Origin of the sequence: Sulfuricurvum sp. RIFCSPLOWO2_12_FULL_43_24, from assembly GCF_001829605.1 — a bacterium.
Taxonomy (GTDB): Bacteria; Campylobacterota; Campylobacteria; order Campylobacterales; family Sulfurimonadaceae; genus Sulfuricurvum.
Map to the genome: position 1 here is coordinate 12,240 of NZ_MIBT01000033.1, position 3,903 is coordinate 16,142.

At 42.5% G+C, this 3,903-nt stretch carries 7 protein-coding genes; 4 read left to right on the forward strand and 3 right to left on the reverse strand.

Translation table 11 applies throughout. The annotated features are described in order from the left end of the window. From A3G19_RS03175 to A3G19_RS03190, 4 genes are all read left to right on the forward strand, one after another. Positions 1–281: hypothetical protein (locus A3G19_RS03175; RefSeq protein WP_294870523.1), on the forward strand; the 281-nt coding region annotated here is incomplete at its 5' end. Next, entirely contained in the window at positions 281–682 is a 402-nt protein-coding gene (locus A3G19_RS03180; RefSeq protein ID WP_015654729.1) for a hypothetical protein, read from the forward strand. The genes A3G19_RS03175 and A3G19_RS03180, both read left to right, overlap by 1 nt. 105 nt (positions 683–787) lie before the next feature. Further along, positions 788–1,357: a molecular chaperone TorD family protein gene (locus tag A3G19_RS03185; RefSeq protein WP_015654728.1), complete on the forward strand. Its 570-nt coding sequence runs from the start codon at positions 788–790 to the stop codon at positions 1,355–1,357. Continuing rightward, positions 1,350–2,438, forward strand: a complete 1,089-nt coding sequence (locus tag A3G19_RS03190; protein ID WP_294870525.1) for a 4Fe-4S binding protein — start codon at positions 1,350–1,352, stop codon at positions 2,436–2,438. The genes A3G19_RS03185 and A3G19_RS03190 overlap by 8 nt, the downstream gene beginning before the upstream one ends. A 7-nt stretch (positions 2,439–2,445) precedes the next feature. On the opposite strand, the gene A3G19_RS03195 is transcribed toward A3G19_RS03190, so the two are convergent. From A3G19_RS03195 to A3G19_RS03205, 3 genes are all read right to left on the reverse strand, one after another. Next, the gene (locus A3G19_RS03195) at positions 2,446–3,429 is read right to left on the reverse strand and encodes a DUF6781 family protein (RefSeq protein ID WP_015654726.1); all 984 of its coding nucleotides are present in this window, start codon (positions 3,427–3,429) and stop codon (positions 2,446–2,448) included. Between the two features lie 11 nt (positions 3,430–3,440). Then, a complete protein-coding gene (locus A3G19_RS03200; RefSeq protein WP_015654725.1) occupies positions 3,441–3,710 on the reverse strand; it encodes a DUF493 domain-containing protein in 270 nt (89 codons plus the stop codon). Next, the coding region (locus A3G19_RS03205) for a cyclic pyranopterin monophosphate synthase MoaC (protein ID WP_294870526.1) at positions 3,691–3,903 on the reverse strand (213 nt) is incomplete at its 5' end. The genes A3G19_RS03205 and A3G19_RS03200, both read right to left, overlap by 20 nt.

The following is a 3,903-nucleotide window of genomic DNA, read 5'->3' on the forward strand; positions in this document are numbered from 1 at the left end:
GATGTCACCAAATCGAGACGGTTGATCCGACGTCATTTTTGGCACCGTCACTGAAATATGTCGGGGGTTACTCTTCAGTTGCCTATTTACGTGAGTCAATCGTAAAACCCTCAGCCGTTGTCGTGCCGGGGTATAACCGCAATGCACATGCCAATACCCCTTGGTACAATATCGAAAAAGGGAAACGTGTTTCTACGATGACCGATTATGGTTTCTTGGACAAAGATACGGTTGAGAATATCGTAGCGTATCTCAAATCTCTCAAAGCGGAGGTAGAATAATGAAAAAGCTGTTATTGCTATGCGCTGCACTGGTATTTAGTGCATTCGCCAATGAGCCAGAAGAGTTTGAAGGTCTCCTAACAACTCCGGGATGTGCCGCTCAAGGTGCATTTGCCGATTGTTATTTGGAAAACTATGTGTGCGGGTCAGACGGATGTTTTCGTACAACTGAAGCCGGTGTAACGACAAAAGATGCGAAGTATGCATTGTATCAACACGCTACCGGTAAAGTTTATACCATTGACACCACTAAACTGAAACTTTCTGAAATGCGAGAAGGGATCAATAAAAACGGCGTTATTGTTATCGGTACACTTGATACTGCTACCAATACGATTAAAGCAACCGAGTTTAAGTCTCCTCCACCGCCGAAAAAATCGTTTTTTAAAGGGTGCTTATAAGCACCTTTCTAACCCCGTTGGGGTTAGAATCTTAATTGTCCAAACTTTGCTGTCTTAAAGTCCTCCTATGACACAATCCCTTACTTTTTTTTAGGAATATTTTGAATGAATAACGAATACCGACTTTATATTTATGCTTTTTTGTCTCGCGTCATGAGCGATACCCCTGACCGTCGTTTTATCCATGATCTCAAAAATAATGCATCACTCTTAGAGATTATAGGTGAAGAGACAGAGAGATGGATTAGCTCTTCAGAGATAGAAGAGATATACGATCAACTCAATACGGATTACACCTCAATGTATATCCTTAATACCCAGCCGGTAGAGTCGTTTGTCCTCGATGCGAAGAATGAGACGCTGGTAGGGCTTCAAAATCCTGTTATGGGGTTTTATTTTACCCATGGATTTGAAGTCAACATGGATCAAACGCAGATTATGGCACCGGATCATTTGGGAATCGAGTTTGCCTTTATGCAAACACTGGTTTATCGAAATGAAGAAAAGTCGCAATTTGAATTTTTAGATCAGCATATATTTCCATGGGTAGTTCCGTATATGATGGGGATGAAGAGTATGGCGGATACGCCGTTTTATCGGGACATGTGTGATTTTATCATCGAATTTTTAAGTGCTGACTATGAGTATTTGTCTCAAGGATCACAGAATGGGTAACATTAATTTTGTTCAAAAAAGCAACCTTTTTAGCTATACGGCAACCCGTTGTTTACGAAATGAGTATTATCACAACGATTGTACAATCTGTATCGATCTTTGTCCTAAAGCGGCTTTTCATATCGTCCGTAACAAGCTGACACTTTTTGAAAATGAGTGTGTCGAATGTGCAGGGTGTATCGGAAGCTGTCCAAGCGAGGCGCTAGAGATCGAGAGTTTCGATCCGAACGGCTACGCTGCATCGTACCAGCATATCGAAGAGGCACCGACGCTATCGTGTAAAGTTACGACACCGTGTTTGGGTGTTTTTGATGTTGAGCATTTTACGGTTATGGCATTGCGAGGTGAGCGAAACGTAACGTGTGATATGAGCCACTGTAGCGGATGTGTTCTTAATGAAAACGGAAAGTTGGAAACATCAATTCGTGAGAAGATCACGGTGACAAACCAGTTTTTAGAGACGATTCAAAAGCCTCATCGTATTGAAACCATTGATGAAAAAGAGGAGCAGGCAGATCGTCGTGCCCTTTTCCGCAAAGGGTTTGAAAAAGTAAAAGAGTCTTTGGTTGAGGAGTCAGTTGCCCATCTCTCAATGACCACGGCGCACCATAAATTGCCCGATCAAAAAATGCCGCTGAAGCGAATTTTGCTCAAAAACTCTCTCAAAGAGATTGTTGTCGCTTTGGAGCAAACAGAGTTTAAAGAGAGCAGTCCGCTGTTTTTTAATAAACAAATTAATTTTGAAACCTGTACCAACTGCGGAGACTGCACCCAGTTTTGTCCTACCGATGCATTGTTTCCAACCAGTGATAAACAGGGGATTTATTTTTCTCAGGGCAAATGCATCGGATGCGGTATTTGTGAGGATATCTGTAAACCCAAAGCAATTAGTGCCAAAGAGGGCTTTGATTTGGTGAGTGTGGCGTATGAGCGCTCAGAACAGCTGGTTCGTTATGAGATGGTAACGTGTCATGAGTGCCGCTGTCCTTATCCCTACAAAGGGGGCGATCCGATCTGTGATCGTTGTAGCAGTTTTATGGTCAATCACGCCAATATGTTTACGTTAGCGCGGGATATGTAATCCGCGCTTACTTTTTATCCATAGCGTCTTTTGCACCTTTTAGGGCACCTTGCATCGTTGATTTTGCAACACTCCACGCTCGTACCCCCATCGCTTTTGCATCCTGAGCCGATTTTGAGTTGAGAATTTTTGCACTTTTTTCAGAGACATTACGGGTTAGTTTTGAAAGACGATTTCGCAGAAGTTCAACGGTCTCTTTAGAAAGATGTTTGATCTCTTCGGTATCGAACCGGATATCATCGCTGATAGCTTCTAAACGTCCAATCATGACCGATGAATTACGGTTTTTTAGGGAGTGGATCACTTGGGTGAAAAGGGTATCAATATTATCGAGCTCTTCTTCAATCGTTTTGTACTCGGCACGGTAAAGGGCTTTTACCTCTTCAGGAACATAGAGGAGGTATTGATGGAACTTTTCGATCGATTTGTAAAGCGCTGAGCGGATACCGAGCAAGGTACCGCGTAAAATGCTCTCCGCTTGGTTTGGTGTTGCTTCTGCCAGATTTAATGCGCTTTGGAGGATACTTCCTAAGATACGTCGAATACGAACGGCATTAAGGACATTGGCATTAAGGGTTTCAAAGGTGATCTCTTTGATGATTTCATGGAGTGTTTCTTCAATGTCGGAACCTTTTTCAAGGGTTGTGATAATGGCACTTTCAATCATCTCCTCGAGAATATCGAGAAGATCAACGGATTGAATCTTGATTTGGTGGAGTTTCTCCAGCATCGTCTCGTTTTCACCAAATAATTTTTCCAATATATCAAAAAAGCGGTATTTTAATTGTTGAAGCTCATCGCTTTTTCGGGAAATGTGACGCTCAATCTGCTCTTTTTGAGCCATGAGATCTTCGAGCTCATTGTGAAAAGAGCGGGTGGATTCTTTTAAAAAAGCAGTCGTATACTCACGCAACTCTTGTATGGGCATATCAGGGATATTTTGGGCTGAAAAATGCTCTTGGATATCCGTCGTATATGTGTCTGTATTCATTGTTTGATCCTTTAGAGTACCATTTTAACGTGTTGATGAGCTTTGAGTGTTTCATAAAAATAGGTACGTTCGTCCTCATTATGCACCAAGAGTTCTAAGTTCATGCTGATGTACTTTCCCCCTTTGCTGGTGTTTGAGGGGTTGAGAGTATAGTGACGTTCGGTAAAGATTTCCATCACGGCGATTTCGATACCGGCACGCTCAAATCCGACTACTTTATAGCACCAGTTGCATGGATACTCTAACTTTAGTTTTTCGGTTTCATCGTTGATAATCACCACTTTTGCCTCCTGATTTTGTTTCAAGTTGAATCGGACCGATCACCATCCCTTTATCGATGGCTTTGAGCATGTCATAGATCGTGAGTAAACCGATACTCGTTCCTGTGAGAGCTTCCATCTCGACCCCTGTCTGACCGCTCAGTTTTGCAGTAACACTCAGGCGGAATCCCGGTAATTCGGGAAGCTCGTCAAT